Consider the following 15,180-nt stretch of genomic DNA (forward strand, 5'->3'; position numbering starts at 1 on the left):
ACTGGGGACTGGGGAGGTTGGGAGGTTGGGAGGTTGGGGAGTAGAAGAGAATAAATAGTTAAATTATTTCCCCCCATCTCCCCATCTCCCCATCTCTTTGCTCCTGGAGCCCCTCTGCCCCTGGAGCCCCTCTGCCTTCTAGCTTCTAGTTAGAACTCGCTGGTTTCTGCTGGAGGTGGGCCTCCACTACCTGGGATTTGGTTGAAGCGGTTTTGAGCGTTGTCGTTGCGGTACACGCAGTCAATTTCGGGTGAACTTTCCAAGGCACCTGTATAACCGAAGGTGTTCATCCGCAGTTTACAATTTCGTACTTGTTCTCCGTTGACGAGTTTTCTTTGTTCTAAGATTGACCAGTTGTTGGTTCGCAGTACGCACCCAGGCTGCATTTTTGGCTGAGTTACGTAAACGCTAAAGGGGTTGAGGGTGACAAAAATCCGGGTATCGGTGACGATCGCACTAGCACCAAATTGAGCGCAAAGTTCTGCGTTAGGGGCGCTGCGATCGATAAATTCGCGAGAATAGACGTTAGTGCCGGAATCAGAAGTTGCTGTAGAACTAAAGGCAATGCCAATTCCTATTCCCAAAATGAAAACCCCAGCAATAATTGCTAATGATGTGTAGTTAAACAACGAGGGTTTACTGGCGAATGATGAGGATTTGTTGGCGACAGTGGGGGATTTACGTCTCATAATTACTCGACAAGTTTTACCAAATCTAGGTAGGGAGTAGGTTGCACAAGTACTACTGTTTCCAGTATGCCGTTAATTTTAAGTTATGTGGTAAAGTTTACCTGCAAGCTCAACTTAAGTGCTAACTGTCACTATATCAGGCTGAGTTTAGGGTAGCTAAGAAAAAATGCTTCTGATTATTAGTAAATGCGTATTTATCCACTAGTCAGTATTTGCATTCCTGTTTATAACGCTGGTGAATTTGTTGCCCCACTCATCCAGTGTTTGCAATCTAATACTTATCCCCATACGGAAATTATTATTTCTGATGATGCTTCTCAAGATGGGTCTTTAAAGTTATTCCAGGCGGCAAATTTACCAAATTGTCGAATTTTTACTCATGCTAGATATGGGTTGGTAGGTAATTGGAATTTTTGTATTTTCCAAGCTCAAGGTAAGTATGTCAAGTTTTTATTTCAAGATGATGCGATCGCTCCTGACTGTATTACAAAAATGGTGGAGTTAGCTGAACAAGATGCGGAAATCGGGTTAGTTTTCTGTCCACGTCGCTTAGTTTTTGATCGGTCGATCGATGCCAATTTTATTCAGGGAATGCAAGATTTACATCAGCGATGGACTCGGTTAGAGTCAATTCAATCTGGTCTGAGTTTGCTCCGAGATCCAAATTTTTTAAAGCCGCCCTACAATAAAATTGGTGAACCGACGAATGTGTTAATCCGTCGAGAAATTTTTCCACAAGTTGGTTTGTTCGATCCAGAGTTTAAGCAATTATGCGATCTGGAAATGTGGTTGCGGATTATGGCTGATTATAAAGTGGGTTTTGTGGATGAGGAGTTAGCGACTTTCCGCATTCATGCCGAACAAACAACTAATCGGAATTTAAATCGCGATCGCATTGCCACTTTGTTTGAGATTTATAAAGTATGGCTAAAAATTATTTTTAATAAAACTTATTATTCCTTACCACATGATTTACGACAAAATCTCAGACAGGAACTAATCAAAATTCTCTTAATTAAAGGAGCAAAAAGCATCATATTATTAAAATGGTATCAAACACAGAAAGTTAAGGAGTTACTGACAGAGGCTTTGGTAACAAAACTAGAACTAGCTAGTGATGAGTAATTCTAATAGTTACTAATCCAGCTTGGCAGAAAGAGCATCCTTAACAATATCCTAAATAGGTAAACAATACCATGAGTGAAATTTCCAACATTCGTAAGTTACTATCCGATCCAAATTTAGGGCTATTCCCTCAGATTGATAAAGCGATTAAAGACATCCAAACGAGCTTTACTGAGTACAAAGAAATTTTCCATTTTGAGCATTACGATCTAGAATTTGGTACTTGCCAAACCCAAGTTACTGCTAACGATGCCAGACCAATTATTACCCAATTTATTATCATGGAATTTCCGATAATTGGGCTAAGTAAAGATAAATTTGATCTGTTAATGTTAGCAGCAGAAATTCAAAATAATCTTGACGCTACCATAATGGATTGGAGTACTCGCGAACGCAGTCAATATGATAACAAACCCTTAAGACGACCAATTACAACGGTTGGTGGTAAGATTGATTTTCAAACAGTAGACCAACCGAATAATTCTTGTTGTGTGACAATTTTTCGTGAGTTTGAATTGACTTACGCTGCATCATTTTAAGTTTGTCAATCGTCATTGGTTCATTGGTCATTTGTTGTTTAGTAGTTGCGAAATAACAAATGACTAATGACAAGTAAATAAAATAAATCAAAATTAAATGAAAAGATTCGTTATTTTATTATTTTCTGCGATTATACTAGTAATATTATTACTAAATTCTCAACGAGTAGTAGCAGAACAATGGCGACCTGTCAGGGGTGGAATTAATTTTGGTATTAGTGGAATGGCTTTGATTGAGAGAAAAGATAATTCTTTAGATTTCTTGATTGTACATGATAATAAAGGAAAAGATGAACCTCGTTTAGCAATTATTAGTATTAAAGGTAAGAATCAAATTGAATATTTTCCTTTTACTTCTGTTAACGGATCGTATGATTTATATTTTGGTTCAGACTTAGAAGCTATAACAGCAGTTCCCACTTCGCCTAGTTCTTTTATGTCTTTAACTAGTAAGGGAAAAGTATATTATTTCCGGTTGGGTGAAAGAAAGGGTGAGAGTTTTCTATTTAAAGTATTTGATTTACCAGATTTACCTGAGAAACCTAATTTTGAAGGATTTGCTGTACAGGAAATTGAAGGTAAATTATTAGCTGTTTGGGCAGAACGAGGAAAAGGGAAAAAACCTGGGATAATTTATTGGGGAATACTGAATTTACCGAGTTGTAATATTGAATTAAAGGGGAGTAAAAGTTTAACAGTTCCTTGGCCTATTTCTCCGCAGTTGCGCCATATTTCTGATTTAAAAATCGATCGCACAGGAGTACTTTTCATTAGTTCGGCAACCGATCCAGGAAATGATGGGCCATTTACATCGGCTGTATATGTTGCAGGTGTGTTTGTAGTGAACGGAAATGAGGTTTCATTTCGACAAAACCCCGATCTTTTTCCATTGTATCGGTTAGATTATCATAAAGTGGAAGCGATCGAACTTGTTCCCGGTGCGAATGGGGGAATAATTATGGGTACAGATGATGAAAATATGGGATCTTGGGTTTATATGGCTGATGAATAATGATGGTTTTGAATTGATTGCAGTAGATCTAGAAATTGATTACCCTTCTAGATCTATCTATGAAAATGTTAATGATGCTTAAATTTACCTATAATTATTTACACATTAAACCTAAACAACATTACATCGCCTTCTTGCACCGTATACTCTTTACCTTCACTGCGAACTAAACCTTTTTCCTTCGCTGCATTCATCGATCCATTTGTTACCAAGTCTTTGTAAGCAACGGTTTCTGCACGAATGAAACCCCGCTCAAAATCGGTGTGAATTACGCCTGCTGCTTGGGGTGCGGACATTCCGGCGTGAATAGTCCAAGCGCGAGTTTCTTTTGGCCCGGTTGTGAAGTAAGTTCTTAATCCCAAAAGTTCGTAAGTGGCGCGAATTAAAGATTTTAATCCGCCTTCTTCTACTCCCAAAGATTCCAAAAATTCTGCTCGATCTTCTTCAGGTAAAGAAACTAATTCTGATTCTACTTGCGCGGAAACAATTACTACTTGAGCGTTTTCTTGAGCCGCGATTTGGCGCACTCTTTCTACATATTCATTGCCGCTTGCTAAATCATCTTCGGAGACGTTTGCTGCATAAATGATTGGTTTGTTAGTGAGTAAACCTAAACCTTTAATTGCTTGTTTTTCTTCGTCGGTTAAAGGAACTTGTCTGGCTGGTTGTCCTGCGTTTAAAACTTCGTTGATCTTTTTTAATGCTTCTAATTCGAGTTGTGCTTCTTTGCTGGTGCGTGCTAATTTGGTGGTGCGATCGATCCTGCGTCCAATTTGATCCAAATCTGCTAAACCTAATTCTAAATTAATGATTTCAATATCTCTGGCTGGATCGACAGAACCTGCAACGTGAATAATATCATCATCTTCAAAACAGCGTACTACATGAACGATCGCATCAACTTCACGAATATGGGATAAAAATTTATTTCCCAGTCCTTCACCTTCACTAGCACCTTTTACCAAACCCGCAATATCCACAAATTCGACTCTCGCGGGAATAATTTGCGCTGAATCTGATATTTTGGCTAACACATTTAACCGTTCATCGGGAACAGCAACCACACCGACATTCGGTTCAATTGTACAAAAAGGAAAGTTGGCGGCTTCTGCTTTAGCATTTGCCACCAAAGCGTTAAACAAAGTAGATTTACCAACGTTAGGCAGTCCGACGATTCCGGCTCTTAGCATCTTATTCCAAGGTTAAAAACTGGGTGCAAATTTGATTTTAAACGCTATGGAACCGTTTGGGGAATTGGCCCTGGCACTGGCTGGGGAATTGGCCCTGGTACTGGTTCTGGTGCTGGCCCTGGGATTGGCTGAGGAACTGGCCCTGGTACTGGTTCTGGCGCTGGCCCTGGAATTGGTTGGGGAATTGGCCCTGGTACTGGTTCTGGCGGTTGGGGATAGGGTTCGGGTAGGGGATTGGGGATGTCTGGTTGCGGGATGGGGTTGGGAATAGGATTGACCATTTTTTTATTCTGTGGTTTGACTATGTTAAAAGTAGGAATTTTTGGCTTTTATTTCATCTCTCTGATTGGCTATGTCTTATGACTTTGGATTTTTTTTGAACCGCTCCAGACGCAGAGAACGCAGAGAGATTTTTTTGAACCACGAAGACACGAAGGACACGAAGAGAAGAAGGAGAGGAAGAAGAAGTTTTGCTGATTGATTTAGGATTACTATGGTTTTTAGGGGAAAATATTAAATGTTTGCTCATAATTTTCAGGTAAAAACACCTTTATTAGATGCGATTAAAGGTTATGTAGAAGATGACCATGCGGCTTTTTACACTCCGGGGCATAAACAGGGTAGGGGAGTTTCGCAAAAGATGCGCGATTTGTTGGGTTCTCAAGTGTTTAAGGCTGATTTGACGGAGTTGGCAAATTTAGATAATTTAGCGGCTCCTGAAGGTGTAATTAAGGAGGCGCAAGTACTAGCAGCGGCAGCGTTTGGTGCGTCAGAATCTTGGTTTTTGGTGAATGGTTCTACTGCGGGAATTATTGCGGCAATTTTGGCAACTTGTGGGGATGGGGAAAAGATTATTTTGCCTCGCAATGTGCATAAATCTGCAATTTCTGGGTTGATTCTTGCGGGTGCAATCCCTGTTTTTGTGCAACCTGAATACGATCGAATTTTAGGTATTGCTCACAGTATTACGCCGGAAGGTGTTGCTCATGCTTTGCAAGAACATCCAGATGCGAAAGCGGTAATGATGGTTTATCCAACTTATTATGGTGTTTGTGGAGATGTGGAGGCGATCGCTAATCTCGCCCATCAATATAATATTCCGCTGTTAGTTGATGAAGCTCATGGCCCCCATTTCTCTTTTCATCCAGATTTACCTCCGGCTGCTTTAACAAAAGATGCAGATTTAACTGTCCAATCAATTCATAAAGTGTTAAGTAGTTTAACTCAAGCTTCAATTTTGCACGTTCAAGGTGAGAGGATCGATCGCGATCGCATCACGAAATCTTTACAATTACTTCAATCTTCTAGTCCGAGTTATTTGTTACTATCTTCTTTAGATGCAGCACGACAACAAATGGCTGTATCTGGCAAAGAGTTAATGACTCACACTTTACAACTTGCTGATTTAGCAAGAAAGGAAATTAGTAAAATTCCGCAATTATCGGTTTTGGAATTGAATCCTTCAGCAGGGTTTGTCAATCTCGATCGTACTAGACTAACTGTGACAGTCTCTCAATTAGGTTTAACAGGATTTGCCTCCGAAGATTTGCTCGCTCAACAGGGCGTAATCGCTGAGTTTTCCTCGGAAAAACATCTGACTTTTATTATTACTTTAGGAAACACCCAAGCCGATATTGAAAAATTAGTCCAATCTTTTCAGAAATTAGCTCAAGAGCATCTACGAGAAAAATCACTTGCTAATTTTTCCAAATCAATGTATAGTACGCGACTTTATTTTGACAAAAAAACGCCAAAACTTTCCCCCCGACAAGCTTTTTTTGCGGCAACAGAAACATTACCAATAAAGCGTGCAGTAGCGAGAATTTGTGCAGAAATAATTTGTCCGTATCCACCAGGAATTCCAGTCTTGATGCCGGGAGAAGTAATTACTCCAGATGCTCTTGAATATTTATTAAATATGCAGGCAATTGGCAGCGAAATTACTGGTTGTGCAGATGCAACTCTGAAAACTTTAAAAGTCGTCAAAGACGAATGAGGCAAGCGAAAATCTAGCGATTACCGATGAAATTTTGGGAAGGATTATTCCGCATTTCTTGATATTTAAACGCTCTGGCGTAATCGCCCATTGCATAGCAAGCAACTTTTAAACTTCCCAAAGATTGCTGTTCAACTCGGCTATCTTGCATAAAAATAGCTACAGCTAAACGCTGTTCATAACATTCTACTGCTTTGGCGAAATTTCCCACCGCTTCATAAGTAACTCCCAAATTTCCTAAAGTTTGTTCTTCTACGCGATGTTCTTCAATTTTTCGTGCAATTTCTAACCGCATTTGGTAATATTCAATTGCTTTAGAATGATCGCCCACAGCATAGCAAGCACTGGCTAAATTTCTGAGTACTTGTAATTCGCCTCGACCATCTTGGATATCTTTGGCGATCGCTAATCTTTGTTGATAAGCAGCGATCGCTTGAGCGTAATTTCCTAAAGCATAAAAAACATTGCCCAAGTTTCGCAGAATTTGCGCTTCTCCTTGTCGATCTTGTAACTTCTGCATCAGCAGCAAACTTTGTTGCAGGTACTCGACAGTTTTTTCGTAATTTCCTAATGCTTTAAACGCCAATCCTAAATTATTTAGCGCCGCTACCTCTGAGCGATCGTCTCCTACCGCCTTCGCAATTGCCAAACTTTGCTGTTGGTATTCAATTGCCCTCACATTATCTTCTAAGTGGCGATAAGCATTGCCTAAATTTCCTAATGCTAATCCTTCTGCGCGGAGGTCTTTAAGTTCCCTAGCTACATCCAACCATTGCAGGTAATAATTAATCGCTTTGACATAATCACCCAAAGCGTAAAAAGCGTTGCCAATTTTCCCCAGAACTACTCCCTCTTCCGAACGAGACTCTATTTCTCGATAAATAGTAAGAGCTTGTTGGAAAAATTTTAATGCCGCATTATATTGTTGATTCTGATAGCAATCAGTGGCTTGTGCAACTAATTGAACTGCTTTGTTAAATTTGGGCTGTTTTTCTGACGTTTCCGTTTCCTGACCCTGCCAATCTTTGCTTAGCGGGTGCGCGATCGTAGTTCTTTCGCTGTTCGGAATACGCATTTTGTTTTCCTCTTGGTATATCCGATACCCCTGACTATCCATATCTCCAACCTCTGAAAAAGTCCTCTCCTGGCAGTATGCACATCTTTTACTTCTGTGAGAATGACTGAGATCACTGAGTAAAAGTTAACTCGATCCGATTTCCGTAGAAAAAACGCACTCCTAATTTTATAGTTCCCCAATTTTGAGGAATTAATAGCAGCTACGCCAAAATAAAGATTTAAGGTCAGATTGAGATTTAGGTGAATCACCAATGCAGCGAGTTTTAGAACCGGAAGTTATGGATAGTTGGGAAGAAGCTGTTGCTTATGATGCGATGGATTTTACGGAGGTAAATGCTGCTTTTGCTCAAAGGTCGATCGCACTAGCGCCAACAGCAGCTACAGTTTTAGATGCGGGGACTGGTACCGCTAGAATTCCTTTATTGCTTTGCCAGCAACGTCCCCAATGGCAAGTAACAGGCATCGACTTGGCAGAAAATATGTTAAAAATCGGCACTGAACATATAAAAAACGCAGGTTTACAACAACAGATTGTTTTAGAACTGGTAAATGCCAAAGAATTACCATACCCTAACGCACATTTTGATTTGGTAATTTCTAATAGTTTAATTCACCATTTACCCGATCCCCTACCTTTTTTGCAGGAAATTAAACGAGTTTTAAAACCACAAGGCGCTATTCTAATCCGTGATTTAATTCGACCTGCAAATCAAGAAACTTTGGATGCTTTAGTAGAAAGTATCGGCACAGAATACGACTCTCACCAAAAACAATTATTCGCTGATTCTCTCCATGCTGCTTTTACTCTTGATGAGGTCAATCAACTAATTTCTCAAGCTGGTTTACAAAATGTCAAAATATATCAATCTTCTGACAGACATTGGACAGCCGAAAGAAGTTTCGAGTTTTAAACTAATTTCAAAAAAAGAATGCAACACATAGGAGATCCCCCTAAATCCCCCTTAAAAAGGGGGACTTTGAATCAATTCCCCCCTTTTTTAAGGGGGGTTAGGGGGGATCTCATCTGACGCAAAAATTTTTGAACCTCAAAACTTTTCTTTCTGCTTTCTTTATTCAGATATTTTCCAGCGAACTGAAATACCAGTTTGTTGCTGAATGCGATCGGCAAATGTTTTTAAGTAATCAGCATCAACACACTTGAGGCTATTTACTGGATAATCACAATCTGTTATTTGGTTGTTCCCTCTAGCATCTAATTGATGAGTTAAAGGTTTAGGGCGCGAAGGTGTGTTGAGTTGAATTTCATCAGGAATTAATAGTTTCATTCGGTTGATATAATCCGATTCAATTTCTTGATTCCAAGCCGATAAAATCATGCTTTGTACTGCTAACTTACCTGGATAATCAGCCCTAAATTGTTGAATTCCCTGCCAAACTTCCGATAAATTTACCTCAGCTACGGGACGATTAACGCGCCGCAATTGTTCATCTGAGACAGCATCTAATTTTATTGCTACTCGGTCTGTTAATTTTAATGCTGCACGGACTTCAGGATCTTTTAGTAATGTGCCGTTAGTTAATACTACTAAAGGTTTAGCAGTCATTTCTTTAACTTTGGCAATAATTTCTCCTAAATTTAATGCTAATGTTGGTTCTCCGCTACCGCTGAGGGTAATTACATCTACATCCCAAGGCGCAAAGGGTAGTAAATCTTGCAAAATTTGCTCGGTGGAAATGAATACTTGACGATCGGTTTTTAACCGTTCAATTGCCCCTAATTGACAATAAACGCAGTCAAAAGAACAGGTGGAGATAGTACCAATAGGATCGATCCCAAGCGATCGACCAAAACGCCAAGAATTTACAGGGCCGTATACAGAACAAAATGACATATTTTCTTTACTCTCTCTGCAATAATCTAAAATTTCATCTCAGATTCAGATATTACCTGTCACAATTGAATAATACTAAAAATTTGTTGGAGAATCAGCCATGCCACTAGAAAGAAGAATGTCTAGAGAAATGTTTCCTGCTGGTCAAGAGGTGGTACTAAAGCAGTACTGTTTCACTCCGGGACGGGTGTTTGAGCCTGGTAAATATATAGCCGGAGATTTGCCTGATGTTGCCTTTGAGATGGGCTTGGTGGAACAACTACCACCAGTTAAAGGTAAGAATGAGCAGATTAAAAATCCACCTGACACTTCAGAAAAGTAACCTTAGTAAATGTTTAGCTACTCAGTAATTTAAGATACGATAAAAATAGTTTAAGCCCCCAGTTTTATCTGTGGGGTTTAACCTTCAATTTAACATTTAAAATCGAATGGCGATCGATCCTTACGCTTGGATAGAAGCATCTCTTACCACAATTCATCGTGCAGATTGGTATCGTTTTGAGCAGACTATTTCCAGCCGTCCTGGTACAATTGTCCAACTAGAAGGACGGACTGTAATTAACTTTGCCAGTAATGATTATTTGGGTTTAGCAGGGGATCGCCGTTTAATTGCAGCGGCTATGTTTGCTACTGAAGAATTCGGTACTGGAAGTACAGGTTCACGTTTACTAAGTGGTCATCGCCAACTACATCGAGAATTGGAAAAAGCGATCGCCTCCTTGAAACAAACAGAAGATGCCCTTGTATTTAGTTCCGGGTATCTGGCGAACTTGGGTGCGATCGCCTCTGTAGTCGGAAAAAAAGATTTAATTCTTTCCGATCGGTACAATCACTCTAGTCTCAAAAACGGTGCAATTCTCAGTGGTGCCACAATAATTGATTACGCCCACTGCAACTTAGCAGAATTAGAAAATCACCTCAAAGAACATCGAGAAAAATATCGCCGTTGCTTAATTATTACCGATACTGTCTTTAGTATGGATGGGGATTTATGCCCCTTACCAAAATTATTAGACTTAGCCGAAAAATTTCACTGCATGGTATTAGTTGATGAAGCACACGCCACCGGAATTTTAGGCAAAAATGGTGCGGGATCTGTAACACATTTTAATTGTACTCACCGCCCACTAATTCAAATTGGTACATTAAGTAAAGCTTTGGGTAGTTTAGGCGGTTATGTTGCAGGTTCATCTACTTTAATTGACTTTTTGCGTAATCGCGCTCCAACTTGGATTTATACTACTGGATTATCACCTGCTGACACTGCCGCTGCCCTAGAAGCGATTAAAATTGTGCAACAAGAACCCGAACGTCGCGCCCAATTATGGCGAAATATAGAAACTCTCAAACAATTAATTTCTCAACAATTACCTAACTTAAAATTATTACCTTCAGAATCAGCAATTTTGTGCTTACAACTGAAGGATGCCGCCACTGCATTAGTAGCAGGAATAAAGTTAAAAGAAGCCGGAATTTTTGCCCCAGCAATTCGTCCGCCAACAGTTCCTACTAGTAGAATTCGCATTTCCTTAATGGCAACTCATGAAACTTCTCAACTGGAAAAATTAGTAGCAGCTTTAAAAAGTTTGTGAATTTAGAATTTATGCAAGAATGAGGAGTAAGACCCAATACTGCTCGGTTAAGTATTTTTTGCCAGGAGAAACTTTATGCAGCTAGAAGAATACTTTAATTTTTTAGCCCCCGACGACATTCGTTTAAAAGGTACGCGAGTCGGCATTGAAACTATTTTATATGAATATATCTACCGCGTCCGTACCTCAGAAGAAATTGCTCAAACCTACCCCACCGTGACTCTAGAACAAGTTTATGCCACAATTCTCTATTACCATCACGAAAAAGAAAAAGTCAGTCAATACATCTCTGAATGGTTAGAGTGGAGTCACAAAATGCGAGAAGAACAACGGAAAAATCCTCACCCCGGAGTTAAGAGATTGATGGAAATTAAAGCTACCCAAAAAGCCCAAAAATAGAGATGACAATTCAATATCTTATTGATGAAAATGTTAACCCTCTTTACCCTCAACAACTCCGCCGCTGCGAACTAGAGTTAGTGATTCAAGTCGTAGGAGAACCTGCCACACCGCCGAAAGGCACTTTAGATCCAGAAATACTAATTTGGTGCGAAACTTATGAATGTATTCTTGTCACCAATAACCGCCGTTCCATGCCCGTTCACCTCGCAGATCATCTCGCCCAAAATCGTCATATTCCAGGTATTTTATCCTGAATTCAGATATGGGGATTGGCGAAACGATAAATGAATTAATTATGATTGCTAAATACTCCTTTGAAACTGAATATCAAGATCGAATTACCTTTCTACCCATTCCTTAACCTTGATCATCACCCATTGATTCAAATTAAATGTAGAACCCCGTCTCCTTAAAGGAGACGGGGTTCTTGTGATCTGAAGATTACTTTACTGAGCTTATTGGTTTTTAGGTTGTGCTTGTGCGGGGGCAACTGTTGCCTTAACGTCTACACTTTTGACACCTTTAATTTGCTGTGCCAAAGGTGCAATTTTTGCTAAATCTTTTTGATCGACAACTGTTCCTGCTACAGTTATAGCACCATTTTTAGCGTCAATTGTTAATTCACTTCGGGGAATGTTGGCTTCCAGTTTATTGCGAACTTCGTTTTCTAGGTCTGATTGAGCCCGATCGGTATCACCGCCAGTGATATTATTACGCTGTTCGCGTGCACGAATATCAGAGTTTAATTGATCTCTGCGAGTTTGACTTTGAGCATCATTTTGAGCATCTTGGACATTCTGTGCTGAGGGAGTTTGAGTTTGGGCTTGATTAGTTCTGTCAGGGGCATTTTGAGTTGTCTTTTCGTTATCGGAACAAGCAACTGCACCAAACATTAAAAGACCAGTGAGTAAAAATGGAGTTAATTTTTTCATTTTTTTCCTGCTCCTAAAGAAGATAAATTTTAAACATCTAGTTGATTAATTGACAAAACTCAGGGCATTAGTTTTTAACTGAAGTGAGAAGAGTTTTGTCTATTAATCAGAAACTTTGTTTTGGTTTGAGTTGTAAATTAAAGTGTGCGATCGCGTGGATCGACTACTTGATCGCGACGATCGACAATGATTACATCAGGATCGGTATCATTCCTGTAGTCACGACGTACATCTACATCTCTATCGTGAACATACTCGCGATTTACATCTCGATCTATATTGCGATCGGAATCATAAATTCCCCAGTCTTCAACATTGTGACGACGCAAAATTGCTTCAGCACGAGCAATTTCATCGTCATTACCATCAACAATTACTAAATAGTCGCCACGAGTTACGCGATCGTTGTAAACTCTAGCGCGTTCTTCTGGGATTCCTAAACCAATCAATGAACCCAGCAAGCCACCAGCCGCAGCACCAATCGCTGTTCCTGAAAGGGTGGTAGCGATCGCAGTTGCAGTAGCACCCGCCAACATTACAGGGCCAATTCCGGGAATAGCCAATGCACCTAGACCTACTAACAAGCCAGTTAATCCGCCTAAAGTACCACCTGCGATCGCGCCTGTAGCAGCACCTTCATCAGCTTTGTTGCCATGAGTATCTTTGACTTCCGCACCTGCAATGTGGTCTCTATTTCTATCTGCATCCTTGGCAATTACGGAAACTCTATCCATTGGAAAGCCAGAATTTTTCAAATCTTGAAGGGCTAATTCTGCTGCCCGATAACTACTAAAAACTCCAACAGCGCGTCTGTGATTACCTAAAGCCATTTCTTCCTCCTTAAGCACAAGCTTTTCTAAACAACTAATAAGCAGACATCTAGTTGAAAATGTTTATTATTAGTTCCATTTCCTATAGTGTAATTTTTAGCTAATTTATTGATCAGTCTTTAGGTGTAACTAGCTCTCTATCGAGAGAAAGGTAATATTGATTAGCTAGAATAGAAACAAAAAAATATTAACTATTTGCCTAAGAATTGCTCAAAAATATTTATATCAAACTACAACTTATCCATAAAAACGGTAATCCATAACCCAGGGTTCGGTTTTACCCCCCTTGATAGATAACATATACTGATAGGCTGATGAAAGAATCCTGCTGGTTTAGTTACAAGTCTTGGTGGGTGATTATCTGTGCAAAAATGGTTGCTGCCAACTTTAAGCGAAATTTTAGCCGAAACGACAGAGAAATCGGCGCTAGATGTTGTATTGTCAAATGATGGGAGAGCGAAGACTCAAACTGAGCAATCTTCTACAAGTCAGGTTGGCTGGCAACATTTGAAAGCAGAACGAGAGTGGTTTGGGGCGATCGCTGCCCTAGAAAAATTACTCCGTGCAAATTGGGTATTTGATGAAAATTCTCTGAATGAAGATGAAGCATCATCTATAACTCAAGGATTAATTTTAACTGGCCCCTTGCCAATTTTGAGCGATCCAACTCTCTCTCACTATTTTCCCACTTGGGTTTTTTCGACTCAATTAGGGAAGCCTTGGGCTTGGATGCCTTTTCAGCTACCTCCTGCGAAAGAAAAGCAAACCCAAAATAGCGATCGCAGTAGTTCTTTACCTCTATTACCCGGCGATCCTTTAGCTGCCGAACAGTTTTGTCTGGTTTTCACTACCAATTTTAGTTTGGTAATGGTTTTGGGAGACGATCGCCAAGGAAATCCCGCTTTCTTATTTTCCTTTGAGCCAGACGTGGTGCAGCAAGCTTGGGACTCTTTAAGATTGCGAATGTTACTAGCTTGTCCCCATCAAATCGGCGAGTTAGATTCTTTAGTGCATCGGTTTGCGCCCAAAGACCCAGATTACCGCACTGTTATGCAGTTTAGTCGTCTGTTACTCAAACATTTACCCCAACCAGATCAACAGGAACTTCATGACAATGCAAAATCCAAAATCCAAACTGAAAAATATCCTGATTCTTCGCTAAATTCTAAAGCTAAAATTCAGAATTTAAATTCTAATGAAGTAGAATTATTGCAAGCATTTGCTCATGAAGTAAAAACGCCTTTAGCTACAATTCGCACTTTCACCAGGTTGTTGTTAAGACGGAAAGATTTAGCTCCAGATGTTATTAAAAGATTAGAAGTAATCGATCATGAATGTACTGAACAAATAGAAAGAATGGAATTACTGTTTCAAGCAGCAGAAATGGAAACCGCCGATGCTGGAGAAACACCTGTTTATTTAACTACTACTTCATTGTCGCAAGTTTTCCAAGAGAGTATTCCTCGTTGGCAAAAACAAGCTTTGCGTCGCAGTCAAACTTTGGATGTGTTATTACCGCAGCAAATGCCACCAGTAGTTAGCGATCCGACAATGTTGGAGCGAATTCTTACTAGTTTAATCGATAACTTTACCCGTAGTTTACCAGCAGGTAGTCATATCCAAGTACAGGTAATGCCAGCAGGAAATCAGTTAAAGTTGCAATTAATAACCCAAACAAATGGTTTAGATGCTAATCGGGACAAGAAAGAGACGACTAATCATATTTCTAAGCGAAAATTGATTGGTCAATTGCTCACATTTCAGCCGGAAACTGGCAGTTTGTGTCTCAGTCATGATGTGACAAAAAGCCTTTTTCAGGCTTTAGGCGGTAAGCTAATTGTGCGAGAACGTCCCGAACAAGGTGAGGTATTTACTATCTTTTTACCTACTGGTGACAGTCAAGTTAAGTAGCAGGGGGACAAGGGGACAAGGGGACAAGGGGA

The 15,180-nt window shown here is 39.9% G+C and carries 17 protein-coding genes; 10 read left to right on the forward strand and 7 right to left on the reverse strand.

The features are described 5' to 3' along the window. Window positions 1–149 precede the first annotated feature (149 nt). Window positions 150–689, reverse strand: a complete 540-nt coding sequence (locus IQ264_RS26245) for a DUF3172 domain-containing protein (RefSeq protein WP_193984462.1) — start codon at window positions 687–689, stop codon at window positions 150–152. 186 nt (window positions 690–875) lie between these two features. On the opposite strand from IQ264_RS26245, the gene IQ264_RS26250 reads away from it, so the two are divergent. From IQ264_RS26250 to IQ264_RS26260, 3 genes are all read left to right on the forward strand, one after another. Next, window positions 876–1,814 (forward strand): glycosyltransferase family 2 protein, encoded by a 939-nt coding sequence (locus tag IQ264_RS26250; protein WP_193984464.1) that lies wholly within the window; start codon window positions 876–878, stop codon window positions 1,812–1,814. Window positions 1,815–1,885: 71 nt separating this feature from the next. Beyond that, on the forward strand, window positions 1,886–2,353 hold the full coding sequence (locus IQ264_RS26255; RefSeq protein WP_193984466.1) for a hypothetical protein: 468 nt from the start codon (window positions 1,886–1,888) through the stop codon (window positions 2,351–2,353). Between the two features lie 97 nt (window positions 2,354–2,450). After that, window positions 2,451–3,365: a hypothetical protein gene (locus IQ264_RS26260; protein ID WP_193984468.1), complete on the forward strand. Its 915-nt coding sequence runs from the start codon at window positions 2,451–2,453 to the stop codon at window positions 3,363–3,365. A gap of 98 nt (window positions 3,366–3,463) precedes the next feature. Here IQ264_RS26260 and ychF read toward each other — a convergent pair whose 3' ends face one another. Continuing rightward, window positions 3,464–4,555, reverse strand: a complete 1,092-nt coding sequence (gene ychF / locus IQ264_RS26265) for a redox-regulated ATPase YchF (RefSeq protein WP_193984470.1) — start codon at window positions 4,553–4,555, stop codon at window positions 3,464–3,466. 44 nt (window positions 4,556–4,599) lie between these two features. Continuing rightward, window positions 4,600–4,836, reverse strand: coding sequence for a hypothetical protein (locus IQ264_RS26270; RefSeq protein WP_193984472.1), 237 nt, complete (start codon window positions 4,834–4,836; stop codon window positions 4,600–4,602). Between the two features lie 236 nt (window positions 4,837–5,072). On the opposite strand from IQ264_RS26270, the gene IQ264_RS26275 reads away from it, so the two are divergent. Continuing rightward, window positions 5,073–6,551, forward strand: a complete 1,479-nt coding sequence (locus IQ264_RS26275) for an aminotransferase class I/II-fold pyridoxal phosphate-dependent enzyme (RefSeq protein WP_193984474.1) — start codon at window positions 5,073–5,075, stop codon at window positions 6,549–6,551. Between the two features lie 13 nt (window positions 6,552–6,564). On the opposite strand, the gene IQ264_RS26280 is transcribed toward IQ264_RS26275, so the two are convergent. After that, on the reverse strand, window positions 6,565–7,626 hold the full coding sequence (locus IQ264_RS26280) for a tetratricopeptide repeat protein (protein ID WP_193984476.1): 1,062 nt from the start codon (window positions 7,624–7,626) through the stop codon (window positions 6,565–6,567). Between the two features lie 253 nt (window positions 7,627–7,879). On the opposite strand from IQ264_RS26280, the gene IQ264_RS26285 reads away from it, so the two are divergent. Continuing rightward, window positions 7,880–8,539, forward strand: coding sequence for a class I SAM-dependent methyltransferase (locus tag IQ264_RS26285; RefSeq protein WP_193984479.1), 660 nt, complete (start codon window positions 7,880–7,882; stop codon window positions 8,537–8,539). Between the two features lie 159 nt (window positions 8,540–8,698). Here IQ264_RS26285 and IQ264_RS26290 read toward each other — a convergent pair whose 3' ends face one another. Beyond that, window positions 8,699–9,481 (reverse strand): radical SAM protein, encoded by a 783-nt coding sequence (locus tag IQ264_RS26290; RefSeq protein ID WP_193984481.1) that lies wholly within the window; start codon window positions 9,479–9,481, stop codon window positions 8,699–8,701. 100 nt (window positions 9,482–9,581) lie between these two features. On the opposite strand from IQ264_RS26290, the gene IQ264_RS26295 reads away from it, so the two are divergent. The 4 genes from IQ264_RS26295 (at window position 9,582) to IQ264_RS26310 (ending at window position 11,729) form a co-directional block, all read left to right on the forward strand. Further along, the gene (locus IQ264_RS26295) at window positions 9,582–9,803 is read left to right on the forward strand and encodes a hypothetical protein (protein ID WP_193984483.1); all 222 of its coding nucleotides are present in this window, start codon (window positions 9,582–9,584) and stop codon (window positions 9,801–9,803) included. Window positions 9,804–9,909: 106 nt separating this feature from the next. Then, window positions 9,910–11,073 (forward strand): 8-amino-7-oxononanoate synthase, encoded by a 1,164-nt coding sequence (gene bioF, locus IQ264_RS26300; RefSeq protein WP_193984485.1) that lies wholly within the window; start codon window positions 9,910–9,912, stop codon window positions 11,071–11,073. A gap of 75 nt (window positions 11,074–11,148) precedes the next feature. Continuing rightward, window positions 11,149–11,472, forward strand: coding sequence for a DUF433 domain-containing protein (locus IQ264_RS26305; RefSeq protein ID WP_193984487.1), 324 nt, complete (start codon window positions 11,149–11,151; stop codon window positions 11,470–11,472). 2 nt (window positions 11,473–11,474) lie between these two features. Next, a complete protein-coding gene (locus IQ264_RS26310; RefSeq protein WP_228061826.1) occupies window positions 11,475–11,729 on the forward strand; it encodes a DUF5615 family PIN-like protein in 255 nt (84 codons plus the stop codon). A gap of 201 nt (window positions 11,730–11,930) precedes the next feature. Here the strand turns inward: IQ264_RS26310 and IQ264_RS26315 are convergent, their stop codons facing one another. Beyond that, window positions 11,931–12,407 carry a BON domain-containing protein gene (locus IQ264_RS26315; protein ID WP_193984488.1) on the reverse strand — a complete coding sequence of 159 codons (477 nt, stop codon included), beginning with the start codon at window positions 12,405–12,407 and terminating at the stop codon, window positions 11,931–11,933. Between the two features lie 137 nt (window positions 12,408–12,544). Beyond that, window positions 12,545–13,237: a general stress protein gene (locus IQ264_RS26320; RefSeq protein WP_193984490.1), complete on the reverse strand. Its 693-nt coding sequence runs from the start codon at window positions 13,235–13,237 to the stop codon at window positions 12,545–12,547. A 363-nt stretch (window positions 13,238–13,600) separates the two neighbouring features. Here IQ264_RS26320 and IQ264_RS26325 point away from each other — a divergent pair, with 363 nt between their 5' ends. After that, window positions 13,601–15,148, forward strand: coding sequence for a sensor histidine kinase (locus IQ264_RS26325; protein ID WP_193984492.1), 1,548 nt, complete (start codon window positions 13,601–13,603; stop codon window positions 15,146–15,148). Window positions 15,149–15,180: the final 32 nt, after the last annotated feature.

The organism is [Phormidium] sp. LEGE 05292 (genome assembly GCF_015207735.1).
GTDB lineage: Bacteria > Cyanobacteriota > Cyanobacteriia > Cyanobacteriales > Aerosakkonemataceae > Floridanema.

What these genes read in the sequence shown, in the direction of transcription:
- IQ264_RS26295 (WP_193984483.1), top strand. Translation starts at nt 9,582, where the DNA reads ATGCCACTAGAAAGAAGAATGTCTAGAGAAATGTTTCCTGCTGGTCAA.
- IQ264_RS26250 (WP_193984464.1), top strand. Translation starts at nt 876, where the DNA reads ATGCGTATTTATCCACTAGTCAGTATTTGCATTCCTGTTTATAACGCT.
- IQ264_RS26320 (WP_193984490.1), bottom strand. Translation starts at nt 13,237, where the DNA reads ATGGCTTTAGGTAATCACAGACGCGCTGTTGGAGTTTTTAGTAGTTAT.
- IQ264_RS26245 (WP_193984462.1), bottom strand. Translation starts at nt 689, where the DNA reads ATGAGACGTAAATCCCCCACTGTCGCCAACAAATCCTCATCATTCGCC.
- IQ264_RS26285 (WP_193984479.1), top strand. Translation starts at nt 7,880, where the DNA reads ATGCAGCGAGTTTTAGAACCGGAAGTTATGGATAGTTGGGAAGAAGCT.
- IQ264_RS26255 (WP_193984466.1), top strand. Translation starts at nt 1,886, where the DNA reads ATGAGTGAAATTTCCAACATTCGTAAGTTACTATCCGATCCAAATTTA.
- ychF (WP_193984470.1), bottom strand. Translation starts at nt 4,555, where the DNA reads ATGCTAAGAGCCGGAATCGTCGGACTGCCTAACGTTGGTAAATCTACT.
- IQ264_RS26305 (WP_193984487.1), top strand. Translation starts at nt 11,149, where the DNA reads ATGCAGCTAGAAGAATACTTTAATTTTTTAGCCCCCGACGACATTCGT.
- IQ264_RS26275 (WP_193984474.1), top strand. Translation starts at nt 5,073, where the DNA reads ATGTTTGCTCATAATTTTCAGGTAAAAACACCTTTATTAGATGCGATT.
- IQ264_RS26290 (WP_193984481.1), bottom strand. Translation starts at nt 9,481, where the DNA reads ATGTCATTTTGTTCTGTATACGGCCCTGTAAATTCTTGGCGTTTTGGT.
- IQ264_RS26280 (WP_193984476.1), bottom strand. Translation starts at nt 7,626, where the DNA reads ATGCGTATTCCGAACAGCGAAAGAACTACGATCGCGCACCCGCTAAGC.
- IQ264_RS26310 (WP_228061826.1), top strand. Translation starts at nt 11,475, where the DNA reads ATGACAATTCAATATCTTATTGATGAAAATGTTAACCCTCTTTACCCT.
- IQ264_RS26315 (WP_193984488.1), bottom strand. Translation starts at nt 12,407, where the DNA reads ATGAAAAAATTAACTCCATTTTTACTCACTGGTCTTTTAATGTTTGGT.
- bioF (WP_193984485.1), top strand. Translation starts at nt 9,910, where the DNA reads ATGGCGATCGATCCTTACGCTTGGATAGAAGCATCTCTTACCACAATT.
- IQ264_RS26270 (WP_193984472.1), bottom strand. Translation starts at nt 4,836, where the DNA reads ATGGTCAATCCTATTCCCAACCCCATCCCGCAACCAGACATCCCCAAT.
- IQ264_RS26260 (WP_193984468.1), top strand. Translation starts at nt 2,451, where the DNA reads ATGAAAAGATTCGTTATTTTATTATTTTCTGCGATTATACTAGTAATA.